This window comes from Myxococcales bacterium (genome assembly GCA_016717005.1).
In the GTDB taxonomy this organism is placed as follows: Bacteria; Myxococcota_A; Polyangia; order Haliangiales; family Haliangiaceae; genus UBA2376.
Genome location: JADJUF010000028.1, coordinates 1 through 20,296, shown reverse-complemented (window position 1 = coordinate 20,296; position 20,296 = coordinate 1). Strand labels below are relative to the sequence as shown.

Genomic DNA, 20,296 nt, shown 5'->3' with positions numbered 1-20,296 from the left:
CAGGTGGTCAGGCCAAGATCTGACGTCAACCGTGGCGGTCGAGAAACGCAGCCTCAAGCAGGAAAAGCTGGCGCGCATCTACGATGACCAGATCGCGCCCGTATGGGGGGCGCGGTTCGGCAAGATGCTGCTGCGGGACCTGACGCTGCCCGAGCGCGGCCAGATCCTCGACATCTCCTGCGGCACGGGCTACCCGCTGGTCGAGGTGATGCGCCGCAAGGGCGAGTCGGCGCGCATCATCGCGATCGACGCGTCGAGCGCGATGCTCGACGTCGCCCGCAAGAAGGTCGCGGACCTCGGGCCGCTGGGCAAGAAGGGCGTGTACTTCCGCACCGAGAGCCCGCTGCCGCGGCTGTCGTTCGCCGACGACGTCTACGACCTCGTGCTGTGCAACCTGGGCCTCAATGAGATGCCCAACGCGGCGGTCGCCATGGCCGACTTCGCGCGCGTGACCAAGATCGGCGGCGAGGTCCGCTGCACGATCCCGCTCGAAGGCACCTGGGCCGAGTTCCACGACATCTACCGCGAGGTGCTGGTCAAGCACGACCGCCATGAGGCGCTCGATCGCCTCGACACCCACCTCGCGTCGTACCCGTCGATCGAGACCTGCGTCGGGTGGATGGAGGCGGCCGGCCTCCAGCCCCACATCGAGATCGAGGAGTTCACGCTCCTGTTCAAGAGCTCACGCGAGTTCTTCTTCGCGCCGGTGGTCGAGTACGGCCCCCTGCCCGAGTGGAAGGCCATCGCCGGCGCCGGCCAGGGAGCTGCAGGACGTCTTCTGGTACATCAAGGAGTCCATCGACGCGTACTTCGGCGAGCGCGCGTTCCAGGTCACGGTCAAGGCCGGCTGCCTGGTCGGCAAGAAGCTCGACCCGGCGCTCATGAGCGCGACGGTCGAGGATCTCGACGGGCCGATCCTGCTGACCAGCCCGATCCCGGCCCGGCTCGCGGACGGGTCGGTGCGCCCGGCCGAGGCCGGCACCGCCGAGGTCGACATCCTCGAGATCCAGGAGATCGAGGGATCGCACAACGAGGTCGACTACCACGACCTGTCGCTCGACGCGTTCACCGACGGCAAGTCGCGCCCGCGCTACCTGAACCGGACCGCCGATGGCAGCGCCGCCGACGCGCCGCAGCCAAGCTGGAGCCCGCCGCCGGCGGTCCAGGACGAGCCGTTCGACGCCGCCGAGCTGATCGCGCACGAGGAGGACGCCAGCGACGCGCCCACCGGCGGCCACCCGCGCTGGCACGCCGACGAGCTGCGCGGCCACGACGAGCCGGCCCCGCTCGACGCCGCCCCGGTGCCCGGCGACGACGACGACGCCGACACCGGCGACCACGTCGCCGCGCGGCGCTCGGACCGCGACGACTCCTAGGAGTCGTGTGGCTCCGCGGTCACCTGCTCGGGCGGCGTGCGCCGGGGGCCCACCTGAAGACGGCCCGGAGCGTTCAGCCGGGCGCGGTGGTCGATCGTGGTCTGAAGTGTGTCCGCGCGCCGGGCCCCCCACCTGGGACGCCCCGGATCATCCAGCGGCGGCGGCTGTTTCGGTTTGGCCGCGTCAGTAGCGGGGCCGGGGCCGCCGTACACTGCCCGGCGCCATGACCCACGACGAGTACCTGGCGTTGGCCACCGCGCTGACCGAGCACGATCGCCGCTACTACGAGCTGGCGGCGCCGACGATCGCCGACGGTGAGTACGACCGGTTGGCCGCGCAGCTGCGCGCGGTCGAGCGCGACCACCCGGCCTGGGTCGTGCCGTGGTCGCCGAGCCAGCGGGTCGGGCACGTGCCGCTGTCGGGCTTCACCAAGGTGGTGCGGCCGGTGCCGATGCTGTCGCTCGACAACACCTACGACGCCGACGACCTGCGCGCCTTCTACGACCGCGTCGTCAAGGGCCTCGGCGGCGAGGCGCCGCGGTTCTCGATCGAGCCCAAGATCGACGGCTTCGGCATCGAGCTGACCTACGTCGCCGGCGATCTGACCCTGGCGGCGACCCGCGGCGACGGCACGATCGGCGAGGACGTCACCGCCAACGTCCGGACCATCCGCGCGATCCCCGTGCGCCTGCGCGAGCCGATCGACGTGGTCGTGCGCGGCGAGATCTACATGGCCAAGGACGTGTTCACGCGCCTCAACGCCGCCCGGGTCGCGGCGGGCGAGGAGCCGTGGAAGAACCCGCGCAACCTCGCGGCCGGCTCGATCAAGCTGCTCGACCCGCGCGAGGTCGCGGCCCGGCCGATGCACGCGATCCTGTACGAGGTCGTCGACGGCGAGCGCGTCGCGAGCGGCCACCTGGCGTCGCTGGCGCGGATCGCCGCGCTCGGCATCCCGACCTCGCGCGAGAACCAGCACGCCGACGACTGGGACGAGCTGCTCGCGGCGGTGACGGCGTGGCAGGCCCGGCGCGACGAGCTGCCGTACGAGATCGACGGGCTGGTCATCAAGGTCGACAGCTTCGATCAGCGCGGCCAGCTGGGCGTCACGTCGAAGTTCCCGCGCTGGGCCATCGCCTACAAGTACCCGGCCCGGCAGGTGACGACGACGGTCGCCGAGCTCGAGATCAACATCGGCCGCACCGGCGCGGTCACGCCCGTCGCGATCCTGGTGCCGGTCGACGTCTCGGGCACGACCGTGGCCCGGGTGTCGCTGCACAACTGGGATCAGGTGGCGCGGCTCGACATCGGCGACGGCGACCGCGTGCTGATCGAGAAGGCCGGCGAGATCATCCCGCAGGTGCTGGGCGTGACCGAGCGCAGCGATCGGCCGCGCTGGACCGCGCCGACCGCGTGCCCCGAGTGCGGCACGGCCTTGACCCGCGAGGACGACAAGGTCGTGCTGGTGTGCCCCAACCGCCTGCAGTGCCCGGCCCAGCGCCAGGCGGCGATCGAGTTCTTCGCCGGCCGCGGCCAGCTCAACATCGACGGGCTCGGCGAGAAGCTGGTGGCGCAGCTCCTCGACCGCGGGCTGGTGGCCGACGTCGCCGACCTGTTCGACCTGACCGTGCCGCAGCTGATCAAGCTCGATCGCTTCGGCGAGCAGAGCGCGACCAACCTGGTGGCGGCGCTGGCCAAGGCCAAGGCCGACGCCACCGCGACCCGGCTCCTGACCGCGCTCGGCGTCCGCCACGTCGGCGGGGTCGTGGCCAAGGCGATCGCGGGACGGTACCAGCGGGTGTCGGCGCTGGTCGCCGCGGCCGACGCGCGCACGTCCGCGGAGCTGATCGAGGACCTGACCGCGATCGAGGGCGTGGGCGAGGTCATCGCCCGCGCGGTCGACGAGTTCGTCCGCGACCCGCACGCGCGCGTCGTGCTCGCCAAGCTGGTCGCGCGCGGGGTCGATCCGCTCGAGCCCGTGGCGGCGGTGGTCGAGGGCCCGCTCACCGGCAAGACCCTGTGCGTGACCGGCACGCTGTCGGCGCCGCGCGGGCAGTTCGAGGCCCGGATCGTCGCCGCCGGCGGCAAGATCGGCGGCTCGGTCACCAAGAAGACCAGCTACCTGGTCGCCGGCGCCGACACCGGCAAGGCCAAGCTCGAGGCCGCGACCAAGCACGGCGTGCCGGTGGTCGACGAGGCCGGGCTCGAGGCGCTGCTGGCCGGCGGCGCCGCGCCCGGCTGATCAGCGGCGCTTGCGGCTGGGGTTGCGGCGTTCGCGGGCCGCCTGCTCGTCGGCGAGCTTCTGGTAGCCGGCGACCCGCGCGCCGTCGAGCGCGCCGGCCGCGACCGCGGCCGCGACCGCGCACCCGGGCTCGGCCCGGTGCCGGCAGTCGGCGAAGCGACAGCCGGCGGCGATCGCGACCACGTCGTCGAACGCGGTCTCGGCCGGGTCCTCGAACAGCGCCAGCTCGCGCATGCCGGGCGTGTCGACGATGACGCCGTGGTCGGCGGTGATGATCAGCTCGCGCCGGGTCGTGGTGTGCTGGCCACGATCGTCGCCGGCCCGCACCGGCGCGGTCGCGCGATCGACCCCGCTCAGGCGGTTGACCAGCGTGGTCTTGCCGACCCCCGAACTGCCGAGGAACGCGACCGTGCGGCCGGGGCGACACAGGGCCGCGAGCTCGTCGACGCCGTCGCCTCGGGTCGCCGACAGCACCAGCACGGTCGCGCCGTCGGCGGCGGCCGCGGCGATCGCCAGCGCCGGGGCCAGATCGGCGATCAGATCGATCTTCGACAGGACGATCACGGGGGTCGCGCCGCCGGTGCGGATCGCGACCAGGTAGCGCTCGAGCCGGCGCGGGTTGAGATCGAGGTTGGCCGAGGTCAGCACGAACGCGACGTCGACGTTGGCGACCAGCGGCTGCGGCCGATCGGCCTTACCCACAGCCTTACGCACCAGGCACGTGCGGCGCGGCAGGATCGCGCGCAGCACCGCGCGCGAGCCGTCGGCGCGGGCGCGCTCGGCGTCGCTGACGACCACCCAGTCGCCGACGATCGGCAGGCCGCGGGCGTCGCCGGCGCTGTGGAACATCTTGCCGGTCGGCTCGGCCCAGTACTGGCCGTGCCCGTCGAGCACCTCGACCGCGCCGCGGTGCGCGACCGCGACCCGCGCGACGGTGCCGCCGTCGATGGGCGGCACGGTCGCCTGCCAGGCGTCGTCCCAGCCGAGGGTGCCGAGGTCCACGCCCGCAGGGTGCGGGCCGCCGCCGCCGTCGTCAAGCGGTCTCATCGCCGGGCGGGCGCGGCGATCACCGGGTCGCAGGCAGCGCGGCGAGCGCCGCGACCACGTCGGCGGTCGCGATCCGGATCTTGTAGTCGTCGCCGAGCCAGCGCCAGGCGATCGTGCCGTCGGGATCGATCGCGAACATCGCCGGCCAGGCGATCTCGTTCTCGGCGTCGAACACGCCGAACGCGTCGACGGCCGTGTGCGCCGGATCGGACGCCAGCGGGAACGTCAGCCCGAGGTGGGTCGCCAGCTTCGTGCTCGCGGCGAGCGCGTCCACAGACACCGCCACCAGGGCGATGCCGCGGGCCTCGAGGTCCGGCACGGCGCGTTGCAGCTCACCGAGCTGCGTGCGGCAGTACGGTCACCAGTCGCCGCGGTAGAACACCAGCAGCACGCGCTCCTTCGCGGCCAGCGTCGGCCCGAGCTCGAACGTGCCGGTGGTCGCGGCCAGCGACACCGCCGGGGCCTTGGCCCCGACCGCGAGGGCCGCGGTCGCCATCGTCGGCGGCGCCGTGGCCCGCCGCGGGTTGACGGGGCGCTTGCCCTCGGCCGCGTACGGTGCGCTGCCGTCGGGCGCCATCGCCGCGTCGCGCGCCGCGCCCGGCGCGGGTGGGGCCGGCGTCGACTCGCGCTTGCCGCACCCGGCGGCCAGGGCGAGCGCGGCGAGGACGGCGAGGCGACGCATCCCCACCAGGCTCGCACGCGCGCGCCGGCGCGACAAGCCCGGCGCCGCCTCGGCCCGTCGACGCTCGCCGCGCGTCACGCGCGCGCCGCGCGACCCGCGACCCGCATCATGATCGCGCCGGCCGGGCGCAGCGTCGCGGCCGATCGGGGGCCCGATGCCGGCGGACCGCGGCGCCGCCGTCGGGTCAGGGCGGCGCGACGGCGGCGAGCGTCTCGACGAAGCGCATCGGCCGGCCCACGGCCTCGCCGACCAGCGCGCCGTCGCGCATGACCAGGTGGCCGCGGACGATCGTCGCCATCGGCCAGCCGGTGACCTCGCGCCCGTCGAACGGGGTCCAGCCGCACACGGACGCCATGTCGGCGTTGCGGATCGTGCGGCGCGCGGCCAGATCGACCAGCGTCAGATCGCCGTCGAAGCCGACCGCCAGGCGGCCCTTGGCGGCCAGGCCCCAGACCCGGGCGGGGCCGGCGCTGGTGAGATCGATCAGCCGCGCCAGCGTCAGGCGCCCGGCGGCGACGTGATCGAGCATGATCGGCAGGAACGTCTGCACGCCCGGCATGCCGCTGGGGCTCGCGGGGTAGGTGCGGGCCTTCTCGTCGAGCGTGTGCGGCGCGTGGTCGGTGGCCAGCAGATCGCACGCGCCCGAGGTCACCGCCGCCCACAGCGCGGCCTGGTGGTGGGCGTCGCGGATCGGCGGGTTCATCTGCGCGCGCGTGCCGAGCGCGCGGTAGCAGTCGGGCGCGACCAGGGTCAGGTGCTGCGGCGGGATCTCGAACGTCGCGATGTCCTTGGCGCTGGCCAGGAGCTCGCACTCCTCGGCGGTGGTCACGTGCAGCACGTGGACGCGCCGGCCGAAGCGCCGGGCCATCGCGACCGCGCGCCAGGTCGCGGCCAGCGCGGTCTCGGCGTCGCGCCACTCGGGGTGGGCCGCGGGATCCGCGGCCGCGACCGCGATCGGCTTGCGCTCGATCAGCCGGGCCTCGTCCTCGGCGTGGACCGCGATCCGACGCGAGCCGCTGGCGAACACCCGGGCCAGGGCCTCGTCGTCGGCGACCAGCAGCGACCCGGTCGAGCTGCCCATGAACACCTTGACGCCGACGCACCCGGGCAGGCTCTCGAGCTCGCCGAGCTGGCTGGCGTTGTCGGGGGTCGCGCCGATGAAGAACCCGACGTCGCAGCGGGCGCGCCCGCGCAGGCGCGCGACCTTGTCGGCCATCGCCTCGACGGTCGTGGTCGGCGGATCGGTGTTGGGCATCTCGAGCACCGCGGTCACGCCGCCCAGGACCGCGGCGGCGGTGCCGCTGGCCAGGTCCTCCTTGTGCGGCGCGCCGGGCTCGCGGAAGTGGACCTGCGCGTCGATCACGCCCGGCAGCACGTGCAGGCCGCGGGCGTCGATGATCTCGCCGGCCGCGGCGTCGCTGCCGAGGTCACCGATCGCCGCGATGCGGCCCTCGCGGATGCCGAGATCGGCCACGATCGGCCCGCCCGGCGTGCACAGCGTGCCGCCCTTCACTACCAGCTGGTACCGCAAGGTCATGGCTGCGCCTCCAGGTCGATCGGCTCGAGGTCCAGGATGACGTCACCGGGGCTGACGTCGGCGTCGTCGGCGATGGCGATCGCCAGGACCCGCGCCGCCGGCGGCAACCCGGGGCCGCCGTAGGTGACGCGGTGGAAGGTCTTCATCACCTCGAGCAGGCACACGGTCTGGCCGGTGCGGATCACGTCGCCGACCGCGACGAACGCGGGCTTGCCGGGGCCCGCCCGGCGGTAGAACCGGCCGCTCGACGGCGCGACGAACGTCAGCCCGCCGGTGGTGGCGGCCGCCGCCGCGGGCGCGCCGCTGGTCGCGGCCAGATCGATCGCGGGATCGAGCACGACCAGCACCGCGCCGTGATCGATCGGCGCGCGGTGGTGGCGGCTGCCGGTGACCGCGAGCGCGCGCCCGGCCCGGGTGCCGCCGCTGGTGACCTGCGCGCGCACGCCCAGGACCTCGACCACGCCGATGACCTGCCCGGGCTCGACCACCTGCCCGACCGCGACCCACGGCGTCCACAGCCCGAGGCCGTCGGCCACCAGCGCGAGGTGGTCGCCGTCGACGCGCTCGTGGCTGGCCCGCGTCACCGGTGTCCTCCGCGGAACAGCTCGGCCAGGTCGTGCATCGACCAGATGCGCGGGTTCTTGACCCGGCGGTAGCCGATCGCCTGGTAGCTCATCTCGACCAGGTCGGCCAGCCAGCCGCGCAGCGCGCCGACCTCGACGATCTCGTCGGTGTCCATCTGCCGGGCCGCGACGAACGGATCCATGTCCGCCTCGATCCGGGCCTCGACCTCGCGCATGCCGGCCTCGATCTTGGCGCGCTCGGCCGGATCGGCGACGGCGACCTGGAAGTCGTCGTCGAGCTTGGTGTTGTAGGCGGCGATGGCCAGCGTCCGCCCCTCCATCACCGACAGCCGCGACAGGCACGTCGACAGCTGCACGACCGGGTCGTAGGGCATGCCGGCCATCGCGTAGTAGCCGGCGCCCGAGGCCTTGCGCAGCAGCACCGAGAACATCGGCACGGTGTTGGTCGAGTTGGTGTAGATGAGGCTCGAGCCGTAGGCGAGCAGGCCCTGGGCCTCGGCCTCGCGGCCGATGTCGAAGCCCGAGATGTCGTGCAGCCAGATGAGCGGGATGCCGTCGTCGTTGCACGCGCGCGAGAACGCGCTGATCTTGGCGATGCCGCCCCGGTACAGGATGCCGGCCGGGCGCTGGCTGCCCGGGCGATCGGGGTCCTCGACCAGGCCCTGGCGGTTGATCACCAGCCCGACGTAGAGCCCGCCGATGCGCGCGACGCCGCAGATCATCTCGGTGCCGACGTCGGGCAGGATCTCCCAGAACAGCGACTGATCGACCAGGCGCGCGAGCACCTGGTGGGCGTCGTAGACCTCGCGGTGATCGACCGGCAGGAGCGCGCCCAGCTCCTCGGCCCGGTGCTGCGGCGCCATCGCGCCCAGCCCGGCCCGGTAGTAGTCGGCGCCCGACGACGGCAGCCGCTCGACCTCGCGCCGCAGGCACGCCAGGAGCGTCTCGTCGTCCGGCACGCGGACGTCGGCGCAGCCGGACTGGTGGACGTGGACCTCGGGGCCGCCGATGTCGAGCGAGGTGATCTTCTGGCTCTTGGCGCCCTTGATGAGCGCGGCGCCGGCGATGACCATGTACGCCTGCTCGGTCATGTAGACCCGGTCGCTGATGATCGGCATGTAGCCGCCGCCGGCGATGCAGTCGCCGAACACGCCCGCGAGCTGGGGCACGCCCGAGGCCGACAGCAGGCTGTTCATCTTGAAGATGTGGCCGGCGCCGCGGGCGCCCGGGAAGCTCTTGCTCTGCTCGGGCAGGAACAGGCCCGAGCAGTCGACCAGGTAGATCGTCGGTAGCCGCAGGCGCAGCGCGATCTGCTGGGCCCGCTGGATCTTCTCGGGCGTGCGCGGCCACCACGCGCCCGAGGCCACGGTGTTGTCGTTGGCGATGATCATGCACCAGCGCCCGGCCACCCGCCCGAGCGCGGTGACGACGCCGGCGGCCGGCGACCGCTGATCGCCCGGGAACACCTCGCCGTGGTTGACGAACGTGCCGACCTCGCGCGCGGTCGTGCCGGCGTCGATCAGCCGCGCGACCCGCTCGCGCGCGGTCAGCTTGCCCTTGGCGTGGACCCGCTCGACGTACTTGGGCCCCCAGCCGCCCTCGACCTCGGCCCGGCGCGCGCGCAGGCGATCCTCGAGCACCGCCAGCGCGGCGCGGTGATCGTCGGCGGCGGGCGCCAGCGGGGTGCCGATGGGGACGAGCGGGACGAAGGTCATAGGCCGGGGATCGTGCGGGTGTCGTACTGGTGGTCGCGGAACGCGGCCGACGCCAGGATGCGCTGGTGCGCCGACACCGTCGTCGGCACGCCCGCGCACACCAGCTCGCCGAGCGCGCGCTGCATGCGCGCGATCGCGTCGGCGCGATCGCGGCCCTTGGCGATGACCTTGCACAGGAGGCTGTCGTAGTGCGGCGGCACGACGTAGCCGGGCTCGACGTGGGTGTCGACGCGGATCGCGCCGTCCTGCAGGTCGGGCGCGCGCCACCGGACGATCTGGCCCGGGGCCGGCCGGAACCCGGCGTCGGGATCCTCGGCGTTGATCCGGCACTCGATGACGTGGCCGTCGAGGTGGACGTCGGCCTGGGTCAGCGGCAGCGGGTGCCCGGCCGCGGTCTGGAGCTGGAGCACGACCAGATCGAGGCCGGCGCGCTGCTCGCTGACCGAGTGCTCGACCTGCAGGCGCGTGTTCATCTCCATGAACCGCAGCACCGGCCGGCCCTCGAGCCCGCGCTCGAGCAGCATCTCGATCGTGCCGGCGCCGACGTAGCCGATCGCCCGGGTCGCGGCCACCGCGGTCGCCAGGGTCTGGGCGCGGACGTCGTCGGGCAGCACCGGCGACGGGCTCTCCTCGATCAGCTTCTGGTGGTTGCGCTGGACGGTGCAGTCGCGCTCGCCGACGTGGATCGCGTGGCCGTAGCGATCAGCGAAGACCTGGATCTCGACGTGGCGGCCGCCCTCGATCAGCCGCTCGAGGAAGACCCGATCGTCGCCGAACGCGCCCCGGGCCTCGCCCTGGGCGTCGGCGAACGCGGCCTCGACCTCGTCGGCGCTGCGGGCGATGCGCATGCCGCGGCCGCCGCCGCCGCTCTCGGCCTTGAGCAGCACCGGATAGCCGACCTCGTCGGCGCACGCCCGCGCGGCCGCGGCCGACGGCAGCGGCCCGTCGCTGCCGGGGATGACCGCGAGGCCGGCGGCGCGCATCGCGCGCTTGGCCGGGCTCTTGCCGCCCATCAACGCCATCACGTGCGGCGGCGGGCCGATGAAGGTCACGCCGTGCTGCGCGCACAGGGTCGCGAGCAGCGGGTTCTCCGACAGGAAGCCCCAGCCCGGGTGCAGCGCCGAGCACCGGGCCTGCACCGCGGCCTGCACCACCCGGCGCACGTCGAGGTAGCTGACCGCGGCCCGGGCCGGCCCCAGCACGACCACCTCGCGCTCGCGGGTGTAGGGCGCGGCCCGATCGGCCTCGGACACCGCGAACACCGGCGTGATGCCGAGGGCGTCGCAGGCCCGCGCGATGCGGACGGCGACCTCACCGCGGTTGGCGACGAGCAGACGATGGAACAGCGGCGGACTCATGGGGTCGCGGCGGGCGCCACGCTACCACGGTCCTCGCACGCGCCGGCGCCGGCCAGGGCGATCAAACGCCGGCACGCGATCGCGCGCTCGTCGGCGCGCCCGGTCAGCGCCGCGACCGCCACCGGGGCGCTGGCGTCGAGGCAGCGGCCGGCCCGAGCCGCGGCGTACGCGACCGCGCAGTCGTGATCGGCGGCGCCGATCACGTCCCGGGTCAGCGCGTCGATCCCGGCCAGGGTCCGCCAGCGGGCGCCAGCCCACACGAACACCACCGGCAGATCGCGCCCGCCGACCGTGACGATCCAGCCGGGTCGGCCGACCGGCACGGCCAGGCGCTCGCGCCGCAGGCCCGCGGTCAGGCCGGGATCGTCGGCGTAGTGGGGCCGCACCGCGACCGCGCCGCCGGCGACCAGCGCCGCGACCAGGCCCGCGGTCGCGCCTGGAAAGGCGCGCGCGTAGGCGGCGTGGTGATCGCGATACGGGCCGCTCACCACCGTCACCCAGGTCGCGGGATCGAGCGCGGTCGCGGCGACCGCCGCGGTGACGGCGGCGCGATCGTGACCGACCAGCCGCCCGATGAACGCGGCCAGACCGGCGGGGCCCGGCCGGGCCGGCGGCGGCGGCGCGGCCCGACAGGCCGCCACCGCCACCAGCGAGAGGGCGAGGATCCTTCGAACGGCTCGAACGACCCTCGCGACGGTCACAGCTTGAGCAGGCAGGCGCCGGCGCTCGAGACCTCGAACTTGCCGGCCGCCTCGAGCTCGACCGACTTGACGACGCCGTCGACGATGTCGAACAGGCCGCGGCGGGCGCGGACGCCCATGTGCGGCGCGGCCAGGTCGACCTCGATGCCGAGCGCCTTGGTCAGCGCGGCGTTGCCGTCGGACAGCATGACGATCTTGCCGAGCGCCTCGTGCTGCTCGGCCCACGCCTGCATCACGAACGCGTCGTTGACCGACAGGCACGCGATCAGATCGACGCCCTTGGCGCGGAGCTCGTCGTAGCGGGCCACGTAGCCCGGCAGGTGCTCCTTGGAGCAGGTCGGGGTGAACGCGCCCGGGAGGGAGAACAGGACGACGTGCTTGCCGGCGAACAGCGCGGCCGGATCGACGTCCTTGGGGCCCTCGGCGGTGGCTTCCTTGATGGTGACGGAGGGGAACTTGTCGCCAGCGGTGATCATGGTGCGCGGACCCTATCACGATCGCCGTCGGCGTCGACCGCGCCGCGGCTCGGCCACCGCACCGCGCGCTCGCCGAGGAGCACCTGGACCGCGGTCGCGGCCGCGGTCATGCCGACCATCGCCGGCACGAACGCCAGCGAGCCGTCGACGCGGTTGCGCTTCTCGCAGTCGTGCTGGCCGTTGTCGCCGCCTGGGCACACGCACTCGAACCCGGCGGTGTCGTAGGCCAGCGCCCGCGGCGCGCGCGGCATCTCCTCGGAGTACACCGCCAGCACGCCGGTCGGCACGGTGCAGTCGAGGCCGTGCTTCTTGCGCAGCGTCTTGCGCAGGTCGCGCGCGAACGGGCAGATCTTCGTGTCGGCCAGATCGGCCACGCGCACCGCGGTCGGATCGAGCCGGGCGGCGGCGCCCATCGCCGACACCAGGCGGACGCGCTCGCGCACGCACGTCGCGATCAGGTGCATCTTGGCGGTGACGTTGTCGATCGCGTCGATCACGACGTCGGGCTCGGGCACGAGCAGCCGGGCCGAGGTCGCGGCGCTGTAGAACTCGGGCCGCGCCTCGATCACCGCGTCGGGGTTGATCAGCCGCAAGCGCTCGGCCATGACCGCGACCTTGGACTTGCCGAGCGTGCCCTTGAGCGCGTGGACCTGGCGGTTGACGTTGGTCACGCAGATGCGATCGAAGTCGACCAGGATCACCCGCCCGACCCCGCTGCGGATCAGCCCCTCGGCGGCGAACGAGCCGACGCCGCCGACGCCGAACACCGTCACCGTGGCGGCGCCGAGCCGGGCCACGCCGTCGTCGCCGAGCAGGCGGGCGGTACGATCGAACCGGCGGTGGGTGGCCATCGCCTAGGGCTACCACCAACGCGCGGCCCGCGGGAACACCCGTCGGGCGTTGGCCGCGGTGGCGGCGGCGACCGCGCCGGGCGCCTCGCCGCGCGCCCGCGCGACCCCGGCGATGACCTCGACCAGCCGCGCCGGCTCGTTGCGGCCCCCGCCCGGCGCCGGCGCCTGGTCGGGCGCGTCGGTCTCGACCAGCAGCGCCGCCGCCGCCACCGCCCGCGCCGCCGCGACCGGTCGACGCGCGCCGGGCCGGGCGATCGCGCCCGCGAACGAGCACGCCAGGCCGAGGTCGGCGTAGATCGCGACCAGCTCGGGCGAGCCCGAGAAGCTGTGGACGACGCCGCCGACCTCGCCGACCCGCTCCTCGCGCAGGATCCGCGGCGCGGCGTCGTGGGCGCGCAGCACGTGGATCACCAGCGGCAGGCCGAGCGCGCGCGCGGCCCGCACGTGGGCGCGCAGCACCTGCTCCTGGCGCGGATGATCGCCGGTCGCGCCGTCGAGCCCGCACTCGCCGATCGCCACGACCCGCTCGGTCATGGCCGCGGCCAGCGCGTCGACGAGGCCGTCGACGGTCGCGCGCTCGTCGGCGTCGAGGTCGGGCACGACCTGCGGGTGCACGCCCAGCGCCAGCGCCAGCGGCGCGTCGGGGTGCGCCGCCGGCAGCGCGGTCAGCGCCGCCCAGGTGCGCGGGCGGATCGCCGGCACCAGGATGCCGCGCACGCCCGCCGCCACCGCCCGGGCCACCACCACCGCGCGATCGTCGGCGAAGGCGTCGACGTCGAGGTGGCAGTGGCTGTCGATCACTTGGTCGGCTGGAAGTTGATCGGGTACGACACGTCGAGCCCGGTCCGCTGCGGCGTGGCCAGCTTGAGCTTGCCGATCTCGCCGAGCACGCACTGCCGGAGCGTCTGGTCGGCGGGCTCGTCGCGCGCGACCGTCAGGTGCTCGAACGCGCCCGAGTCGGGGGCGGCCCGGAACGTGACCACCATCATGCCGCGCACCTTGCGGTTGCGCTGCAGGGCGTCGGCGTAGCACTGCTGGATCGGCGCCTGCACCGACTGCATGCGCGCGGTGATGTCGGTGCGGACGCCGGCGCCGGTGCCGGTGCGCGAGCACGCGGCGAGGCCGGCGACCAGCGTGAGCGTGAGCGTGAGGGACGTGCGCATGGCGGTCAGTCCTCCTGGATCAAGGTCTTCTTGGGACCCTGCTTGACGATCTTGAACTCGACGCGGCGATTCGCGTCGCGACCCTCGGCGGTGCCGTTGTCGGAGATGGGCACGTCGGGGCCGTAGCCCTTGGTGGTCATCCGCGCCTTGGCGATCTTCTTGTCGACCAGGTAGCGCTTGACCGACTCGGCGCGCGCGGCCGACAGCTTGCGGTTGATCCCGGCGGTGCCGGTCGAGTCGGTGTGGCCCTGGATCTCGATCAGCTCGATCTGCGGGTTCTCGAGCATCACCTGCGCGACCTGATCGAGCAGCGGGAACGACACCGGCAGGAGCTTGTCCGAGCCGGTCTCGAACTGGACCTTGTCCATGATCTGGATGTTCGAGTCGGTCAGCACCACCCGCGGCGGCGGCGCCTCGGGACGATCGGCGCGGATCTCGAGCGCCGGGAACGGATCCTGCTGGACCGTCACCAGCGAGCACGCTGGCGCGAAGGTGAGGGCCGCGACGAGCGCGGCACGACGAGCGGGCGAGGTCATGGCGCCGCGACTCTACTACGCCGACCGCGAATATTCGGCGCCGCCGGGCGACGGGCACGCAGTTCTTGCCGGCCCGGCGGTCACGCGCCGCTGTGGTCGATCGCGACCACGTCGTCGCGCAGCACCGCGGGGTGCAGGAAGGTCCGCTCCTCGGCCTCCATGTGCGCGGCGATCTCCTCGATGAAGTCGGCCAGCCCACGGACCACGTCGTCGACGGGCCCGCCCAGGAACACCATGAAGACGCGGTGCTCCTCGCTGTGCTCGCCCACCATCCGCGCCACCCGGACCTCGCCGAAGGCGTCGGTCTCGCGCAGCATCGGCGCCAGCAGGCTCTCCTCGAACTGGTTGTGCTCCTCGAAGGCGTCGCGCAGCGCGTCGAGCGCGGCGATGACCTCGCTCTCAGGTGCGGTACCAGCCCGGAATCGCTCGGCCAACGCCAGCGTGGTCCCAAGGCGGTCCCGGAGGCCCTCGTGCTGGGACAACAGGCGCGCGCGCGCGACGCTTGGTTCCATGCCGCGAGTCTAAAGCAAGTGTTGGACCGAACAGCAGCGCGGCCGCGGGACCTACCTGTGGCACGGGCCTCGCACCCCCGTGGGCCGCCAGCCTCGCGGGCCGGCGGAGGACCCCCATGCTCGCCCTTGCCATCGTCGTCGCGGATGCCGCGCGTGCGCGGTTGTTCACCTACAAGCGCGAGGCCCAGGACGAAGCCGCCCCGACCTTGCGCGAGCGCGCCGACCTGGTCAGCCCCGAGCGCCGCATGCGCCCGCGCGAGCTGTGGACCGATGCCCGCCCCCGCGCCAACGTCGGCGTCGGTCGCCACGGCGATCCGATCGACGATCACCGCGACGATCACCTGGTCGAGGTCGACCGCCGGTTCGCCGCGACGGTGGTGGCGCGGGTCGCGCAGCTCGTCGACGACGCCGCGTGCGCGCGGGTCGCGCTGGTGGCGAGCCCGCGCTTCCTCGGTCACCTGCGCGAGCACACCGCGCCGCTGCGGCAGCGCGGCGTCACGATCGAGGAGGTCGGCCGCGATCTGACCACCGAGACCGTGCCGGAGCTGCGCACCCACCTCGGCGAGTTCGGGGTCCTGCCCCGGACCGGGCGCTGGGTTCCAGAGGGTTCGTCGCCGAACCCTCCCCCATCGGGGGCAAGCCCCGATAGGGCCCCCACCCACGACGCGAGACTCCGGGCGCGTGGACCGGTGCTCGACCGAAAAACTGACAAGCGCTGAGGTCCAGATGCGCCTCACCTTCCTCGGAGCCGCGCGCGAGGTCACCGGCTCGATGCTGCTGGTCGAGACCGCCGGCGGGTCGGTGCTGGTCGACTGCGGCATGTTCCAGGGGCGGCGGGCCGAGAGCCGCGCGCGCAACCGCACGCTGCCCCGGGCGGCGCTGACCGCCGACGCCGCGCTCCTGACCCACGCCCACGTCGATCACAGCGGCAGCCTGCCGGTGCTGGTCCGCGACGGGTTCGCCGGCGCGATCCACACCACGCCCGCCACCCGCGACCTGTGCGCCGTCATGCTGCGCGACGCCGCACGCATCCAGGTCGCCGACGCCGACTACCTGAACCGTCGCTACGGCGAGGATCCCGAGTGGACGCCGATCGAGCCGATCTACGACGAGGACGCCGTCGTGACCGCGCTGGGGCGCATGGTCGGCCACCCGTACGGCCAGCGGTTCGCGCCGGTGCCCGGCGTCGAGGTGACGTTCATCGACGCCGGCCACATCCTCGGCTCGGCCCAGGTCGTCCTCGACGTGGACGAGCGCGGCCGCCGCCATCGCCTGGTCGTGTCGGGTGATCTCGGTCGATCCGGCATGCCGATCATCCGCGACCCAGCGGTGCCACCGCGGCCGATCGACACGCTCGTGATGGAGAGCACCTACGGCGGGCGCCGCCACGGCCCGATGGCCGCGATGGCGACCGAGCTGGCGACGGTGCTCGCGCGCGCGCGCGCCAGCGGGGGCAAGGTGCTGGTGCCAGCGTTCGCGCTCGGGCGCACGCAGGAGCTCCTGGCGATCCTGCACGGCCTCGGCCGCGCGGGCGATCCGATCGGCATGCCGGTGTTCATCGACTCGCCGCTGGCGATCGACGTGACCTCGGTGTTCCGCCTGCACCCGGAGTGCTTCGACGCCGAGACCCGGGCGGCGCTCGACGGCGACGACCCGTTCGCGGTGCCGAACCTGACGATGACCCGCACCCGGGAGGCCTCGATGGCCATCAACGACGTGACCGGGCCGGCGCTGATCATCGCCGCGTCGGGCATGTGCGAGGGCGGCCGGGTGCTGCACCACCTGCGCAACCTGGTCGAGGACCCGACCACGACGATCGTCACGATCGGGTTCATGGCCCAGCACACGCTCGGGCGCCGCCTGGTCGAGCGCCGCCCGCAGGTGAAGATCTGGGGCGTCGCCCGCGAGCTCCACGCCCAGGTCGTCACCCTCGACGGGTTCTCGGCCCACGCCGACACCGACGACCTCGAGGCCTACGCGCGCGGGTGCGCGGCCACGACCACGTTCCTGGTCCACGGCGAGCCCGAGGGCCAGACCGCGCTGGCGGCGGCGCTGGCGGGGCACGGGCTCGCGATCCAGGTGCCCGAGCGCGGCGCGGTCGTCGAGCGCTGATCGCCCCGCGCGTCGACCGCGGCTCGACCTGCGATCGAGCGCGGCGGCGGACCGCGGGCGCCGACAGCGCCCGTGGGCGGTTGCACGCGCCCGGCCCCCTCCCGCAGACTCGATCCCCATGGCGATCTCGTCGCTCGCGTACACGCCACCCGTGCGGCGGCTCACGCCCCCCACCAAGCTCGACTACGATCTGCTCGAGGCCGCCACGGCCTCCGCCGACGACGGCGAGGTGGTCGAGGCCATCGGCCGGGTGTTCGCGCACCTGTTCCCGTCGGCCACGATCGGCGACCTGGCCACGACCCCGTTCACGTTCGTCCAGGGGTCGTCGCAGGTGACCGCGCGCATCGACGGCGCCGAGCTGGCGATCTCGGTGCCGCTGGTGCGCCTGACCGCGGACGGCAGCCCGGTCGCGGCCCTGCGCTACGTGCTGACCGCGATCAGCGGCTCGGGCCAGCTCTACCAGCCGCGCCTGCGCGGCGACGACCTGTACCTCGAGTTCCGGGACAAGCTCACGCGCATGCACCCGGCCAAGGTGCTCGAGGTGCTGCAGCGCATGCCGGTCGAGGCCGATCGGTGCGACGACTGGCTGGTCGGGCAGTTCGGGGCCGCGCCGCTCGAGCGGGCCGAGATCGAGCCGCTGACCGACGCCGAGGCGGCCCAGGCCGACCTGGCGTGGCGCCGCCACTGGGACGAGATCGACGATCTGCTCAAGGAGTCGCAGCGCAAGCGCTCGACGTTCTTCTTGAACGAGGTGTCGGCCCTGGCCCTGTTCCGCGTGCAGTTCGTGCTGCCGATGTGCGGCTACCTGATGGCGCGGCTGACCGAGAGCGCCAGCACCTGGAACGACGGCCAGGCCGAGGCCAGCCGACGTGAGGCGGCCCTGGCGCGGTGCGTGAAGGAGATGAAGGCGATCACGGCCGACGAGCTGCGCGCCAACCTCGGCCACGCGCGCTACGCGCTGTCGCCGCACCGGGAGGGCCTGCCGACCACGCTGGCCCACTACTTCGACCACGGCGACTACATCGAGACGATCGATAAGTTCCGGACCTCGGGTCGATCGTTCGAGGCGGCGCTGGCGCTGATCTCGAGCTGCACGTACCTGCTGGCCCGGTACGCGTGGCCGGCCGACGTCGCGGCGGCGCTGACCGACGGGCTGGCCCGGGCCGACGGCAAGCCGTGGCGGGAGGCCGCCGCGCTGCTCTGGGATCACGTCAAGGGCCTGGTCGATCGCTTCTGCGCCGAGGACGACCGCGCCAGCGACAGTGACGACAGTGACGACAGCGACGACAGCGGCGACGACGACGGCGGCGAGGTCGGCGACGAGACCGTCGACGACTCTGGCCGCGACCAGGAGGCCGACGCGTGACCGCGACCAACATCTCCGATCTCGGCGTGTTCCAGGTGTTCACGGGCGGCGGCACCGGCTCCGGCTTCCTGATCACGCCCACGCTCCTGGTGACCAACTCCCACGTGGTCGCGCCGTACCGCCAGGTCGCGATCGAGCTGCGCGATCGCCGGCGCGTGCTGGGCACGGTCCGCCGCGTCCACCCGCAGCGCGACCTGGCGATCGTCGAGCTGGCCGCGCCGCTGACCGGCGAGATCCTCGCGATCCAGGCGTCCGACGACCTCGAGCCCAACCAGCCGATCAGCATCGTCGGCTTCCCGGTCGGCCTGCCGCTGTCGATCACCGACGGCGTGGTCTCGAACCCGCGCCAGCTCCTCGACGGTCAGCACTTCGTCCAGACCGACGCCGCGATCAACCCCGGCAACTCGGGCGGGCCGATGCTCGACGACCAGCGCCGGATCATCGCGGTCACGACCTGCAAGCTGCGCGCGGCCGACAACGTCGGGTTCGGCATCCCCGGCGCCGACGCCCAGGCCTTCGTCGACGGCTTCCTGACCCAGACCGCGCCGTTCGGGGTGATGTGCCCGGCCTGCGACGTCCTGCTCGAGAGCGCGCGCCGCTACTGCGATCACTGCGGCTCCGATCTCGAGGGGCTCGAGCTGACGACGTACTTCGACCCGCCCGAGCCGCACCCGCTGGTCGGGTTCGTCGAGGACGCCCTCACCGGCGCCGGGGTCGATCCGGTGCTCGCGCGCCACGGCGCGGCCAACTGGTCGTTCTACAGCGGCAGCGCGCCGATCGAGATCTGGAGCTGCTGCTCCGAGCACCTGTGCCTCGCGTCGCCGCTGGCCAAGCCGGGCAAGCAGCGGCTGGGCGAGCTGTTCCGGTACCTGCTCTCGGCCGAGCACGCGCCGTTCGCGTTCGATCTCGATGACAACGTCATCCGCCTGCACCTGACGATGCACATCTCCGACGTGTTCGCGCTCGCCGATCGCGCCGAGCTGGCCGCGTTCGTCGCGCAGTTCGTCGCCTCGGCCGACCGCTTCGACAACCAGCTCGCCGACCAGTTCGGGTGCGAGCCGGCGCCGGCGACCCAGCTCACCTTCTGGAAGGAGCAGGGACGATCGTAGCGCGGGTGCCGGCGCGGCCGTCGCTGAACGGGTGACACCCGTTGCAGGTGGCGGCCTTGGGCTGGTGGGTCGCCTGGGCGGCGTGGCAGGTGACGCAGTTGGCGCGCTCGGCGTGGGGCGCGAGGTCGTGGCCGCTGAAGTGACAGCTCGCGCACTTGTCGTGGCCACGCGAGGCGTGCAGCCCGGGCAGCGGATCGCGGTGGCAGGTCTGGCACGCCGGCGGCCGGACGACCCCGTCGGGGCCGTGGGGCCGGTGGCAGTTCTGGCAGGTCGCGGGGCCGAGCTTGCCGTGGCCGGTCGCGGCCTGGGTGGCGTGGCAGCCCGCGCACGTCGTCGCCTTGGGCACCAGCGCGCCGGTGTGCTGATCGTGGCACTGGCGACAGTCGCGGTGCCCGCTCGGCGCGCTCGCGTGCTCGGCCTCGTGGCACGTCGCGCACGCCGGCGGCGGCTTGCCGGGCGCGTGGCGCGCGTCGGTGTGGCAGCTGGCGCACGCGCTGTGACCCGGCCGGGCCGTCGTCGTGATCGTCCGGTGGCACGCGCCGCAGGTCGCGACCGGCGCGGCCGGCTGGTGGGCGGCGCTGGTGTGACAGCCCAGGCAGGCGGCGTGGCCGGTGCTGGCGGTGGTACGGGCCTGGTCGGCGTGGCAGCGGGCGCACAGCTCGGGCGCCAGCGTCGGCTTGGCCGCGTGGGGCTGGTGGCAGTCGCGGCACTCGGCGCCGCCGTGGCGCGCTACCTGATCGTGGCAGGTCGAGCACGCGACCGCGAGGCCGGTCAGGCCGCGCGCGTGCGGTGGGTGGCAGCCGACGCAGGTGCCGTCGCGGCTCGGCGGCGGGTGCGCGACCTGCTCGCGGTGGCAGCTGGTGCACGCCGTGGGCTTGGCCGCCTCGTGCTGCTGGTGGCAGCTCGTACACTCCTGGTGCTTGCTGGCCGCC

At 73.9% G+C, this 20,296-nt stretch carries 21 protein-coding genes; 6 read left to right on the top strand and 15 right to left on the bottom strand.

Features of this window, described 5'->3' with window-relative positions; translation table 11 throughout:
• Window positions 1-31 precede the first annotated feature (31 nt).
• Both IPL61_22530 and ligA read left to right on the top strand, forming a co-directional pair.
• Window positions 32-1,603, top strand: a complete 1,572-nt coding sequence (locus IPL61_22530) for a methyltransferase domain-containing protein (GenBank protein ID MBK9034009.1) — start codon at window positions 32-34, stop codon at window positions 1,601-1,603.
• Entirely contained in the window at window positions 1,600-3,615 is a 2,016-nt protein-coding gene (gene ligA / locus IPL61_22525) for an NAD-dependent DNA ligase LigA (protein MBK9034008.1), read from the top strand. Before IPL61_22530 ends, ligA begins: the two co-directional genes overlap by 4 nt.
• Here ligA and rsgA read toward each other — a convergent pair whose 3' ends face one another.
• From rsgA to IPL61_22455, 14 genes are all read right to left on the bottom strand, one after another.
• Entirely contained in the window at window positions 3,616-4,617 is a 1,002-nt protein-coding gene (rsgA, locus tag IPL61_22520; GenBank protein ID MBK9034007.1) for a ribosome small subunit-dependent GTPase A, read from the bottom strand.
• Between the two features lie 64 nt (window positions 4,618-4,681).
• On the bottom strand, window positions 4,682-4,981 hold the full coding sequence (locus IPL61_22515) for a peroxiredoxin family protein (GenBank protein MBK9034006.1): 300 nt from the start codon (window positions 4,979-4,981) through the stop codon (window positions 4,682-4,684).
• A 39-nt stretch (window positions 4,982-5,020) separates the two neighbouring features.
• Window positions 5,021-5,344 (bottom strand): hypothetical protein, encoded by a 324-nt coding sequence (locus IPL61_22510; protein MBK9034005.1) that lies wholly within the window; start codon window positions 5,342-5,344, stop codon window positions 5,021-5,023.
• A 184-nt stretch (window positions 5,345-5,528) separates the two neighbouring features.
• A complete protein-coding gene (locus tag IPL61_22505; protein MBK9034004.1) occupies window positions 5,529-6,881 on the bottom strand; it encodes a dihydroorotase in 1,353 nt (450 codons plus the stop codon).
• On the bottom strand, window positions 6,878-7,465 hold the full coding sequence (locus IPL61_22500) for a hypothetical protein (protein MBK9034003.1): 588 nt from the start codon (window positions 7,463-7,465) through the stop codon (window positions 6,878-6,880). Before IPL61_22500 ends, IPL61_22505 begins: the two co-directional genes overlap by 4 nt.
• Window positions 7,462-9,180, bottom strand: a complete 1,719-nt coding sequence (locus IPL61_22495) for a propionyl-CoA carboxylase (GenBank protein MBK9034002.1) — start codon at window positions 9,178-9,180, stop codon at window positions 7,462-7,464. The genes IPL61_22500 and IPL61_22495 overlap by 4 nt, the downstream gene beginning before the upstream one ends.
• Window positions 9,177-10,538 (bottom strand): ATP-grasp domain-containing protein, encoded by a 1,362-nt coding sequence (locus tag IPL61_22490; protein ID MBK9034001.1) that lies wholly within the window; start codon window positions 10,536-10,538, stop codon window positions 9,177-9,179. The genes IPL61_22495 and IPL61_22490 overlap by 4 nt, the downstream gene beginning before the upstream one ends.
• Entirely contained in the window at window positions 10,535-11,185 is a 651-nt protein-coding gene (locus IPL61_22485; GenBank protein MBK9034000.1) for a hypothetical protein, read from the bottom strand. Before IPL61_22485 ends, IPL61_22490 begins: the two co-directional genes overlap by 4 nt.
• A 50-nt stretch (window positions 11,186-11,235) precedes the next feature.
• Window positions 11,236-11,715: a peroxiredoxin gene (locus IPL61_22480; GenBank protein MBK9033999.1), complete on the bottom strand. Its 480-nt coding sequence runs from the start codon at window positions 11,713-11,715 to the stop codon at window positions 11,236-11,238.
• Window positions 11,712-12,566, bottom strand: a complete 855-nt coding sequence (locus IPL61_22475; GenBank protein MBK9033998.1) for a tRNA threonylcarbamoyladenosine dehydratase — start codon at window positions 12,564-12,566, stop codon at window positions 11,712-11,714. The genes IPL61_22480 and IPL61_22475 overlap by 4 nt, the downstream gene beginning before the upstream one ends.
• Before the next feature lie 9 nt (window positions 12,567-12,575).
• The gene (locus IPL61_22470; GenBank protein ID MBK9033997.1) at window positions 12,576-13,367 is read right to left on the bottom strand and encodes a TatD family hydrolase; all 792 of its coding nucleotides are present in this window, start codon (window positions 13,365-13,367) and stop codon (window positions 12,576-12,578) included.
• Window positions 13,364-13,729: an AgmX/PglI C-terminal domain-containing protein gene (locus IPL61_22465; GenBank protein MBK9033996.1), complete on the bottom strand. Its 366-nt coding sequence runs from the start codon at window positions 13,727-13,729 to the stop codon at window positions 13,364-13,366. Before IPL61_22465 ends, IPL61_22470 begins: the two co-directional genes overlap by 4 nt.
• A 5-nt stretch (window positions 13,730-13,734) precedes the next feature.
• On the bottom strand, window positions 13,735-14,265 hold the full coding sequence (locus IPL61_22460) for an OmpA family protein (GenBank protein MBK9033995.1): 531 nt from the start codon (window positions 14,263-14,265) through the stop codon (window positions 13,735-13,737).
• Between the two features lie 80 nt (window positions 14,266-14,345).
• The gene (locus IPL61_22455) at window positions 14,346-14,777 is read right to left on the bottom strand and encodes a hemerythrin domain-containing protein (GenBank protein MBK9033994.1); all 432 of its coding nucleotides are present in this window, start codon (window positions 14,775-14,777) and stop codon (window positions 14,346-14,348) included.
• A gap of 116 nt (window positions 14,778-14,893) precedes the next feature.
• Between IPL61_22455 and IPL61_22450 the strand changes: the two genes are divergently transcribed.
• The 4 genes from IPL61_22450 to IPL61_22435 all read left to right on the top strand — a co-directional run bounded on the left by IPL61_22450 (window position 14,894) and on the right by IPL61_22435 (window position 19,364).
• Window positions 14,894-15,496, top strand: a complete 603-nt coding sequence (locus IPL61_22450; GenBank protein MBK9033993.1) for a host attachment protein — start codon at window positions 14,894-14,896, stop codon at window positions 15,494-15,496.
• A gap of 7 nt (window positions 15,497-15,503) precedes the next feature.
• On the top strand, window positions 15,504-16,889 hold the full coding sequence (locus IPL61_22445; protein ID MBK9033992.1) for an MBL fold metallo-hydrolase: 1,386 nt from the start codon (window positions 15,504-15,506) through the stop codon (window positions 16,887-16,889).
• Between the two features lie 118 nt (window positions 16,890-17,007).
• A complete protein-coding gene (locus IPL61_22440) occupies window positions 17,008-18,255 on the top strand; it encodes a hypothetical protein (GenBank protein MBK9033991.1) in 1,248 nt (415 codons plus the stop codon).
• On the top strand, window positions 18,252-19,364 hold the full coding sequence (locus tag IPL61_22435; GenBank protein ID MBK9033990.1) for a trypsin-like peptidase domain-containing protein: 1,113 nt from the start codon (window positions 18,252-18,254) through the stop codon (window positions 19,362-19,364). Before IPL61_22440 ends, IPL61_22435 begins: the two co-directional genes overlap by 4 nt.
• Here the strand turns inward: IPL61_22435 and IPL61_22430 are convergent.
• Window positions 19,333-20,296, bottom strand: a 964-nt coding sequence (locus tag IPL61_22430; protein ID MBK9033989.1) for a hypothetical protein, incomplete at its 5' end; no start/stop codon positions are given. The genes IPL61_22435 and IPL61_22430 overlap by 32 nt on opposite strands.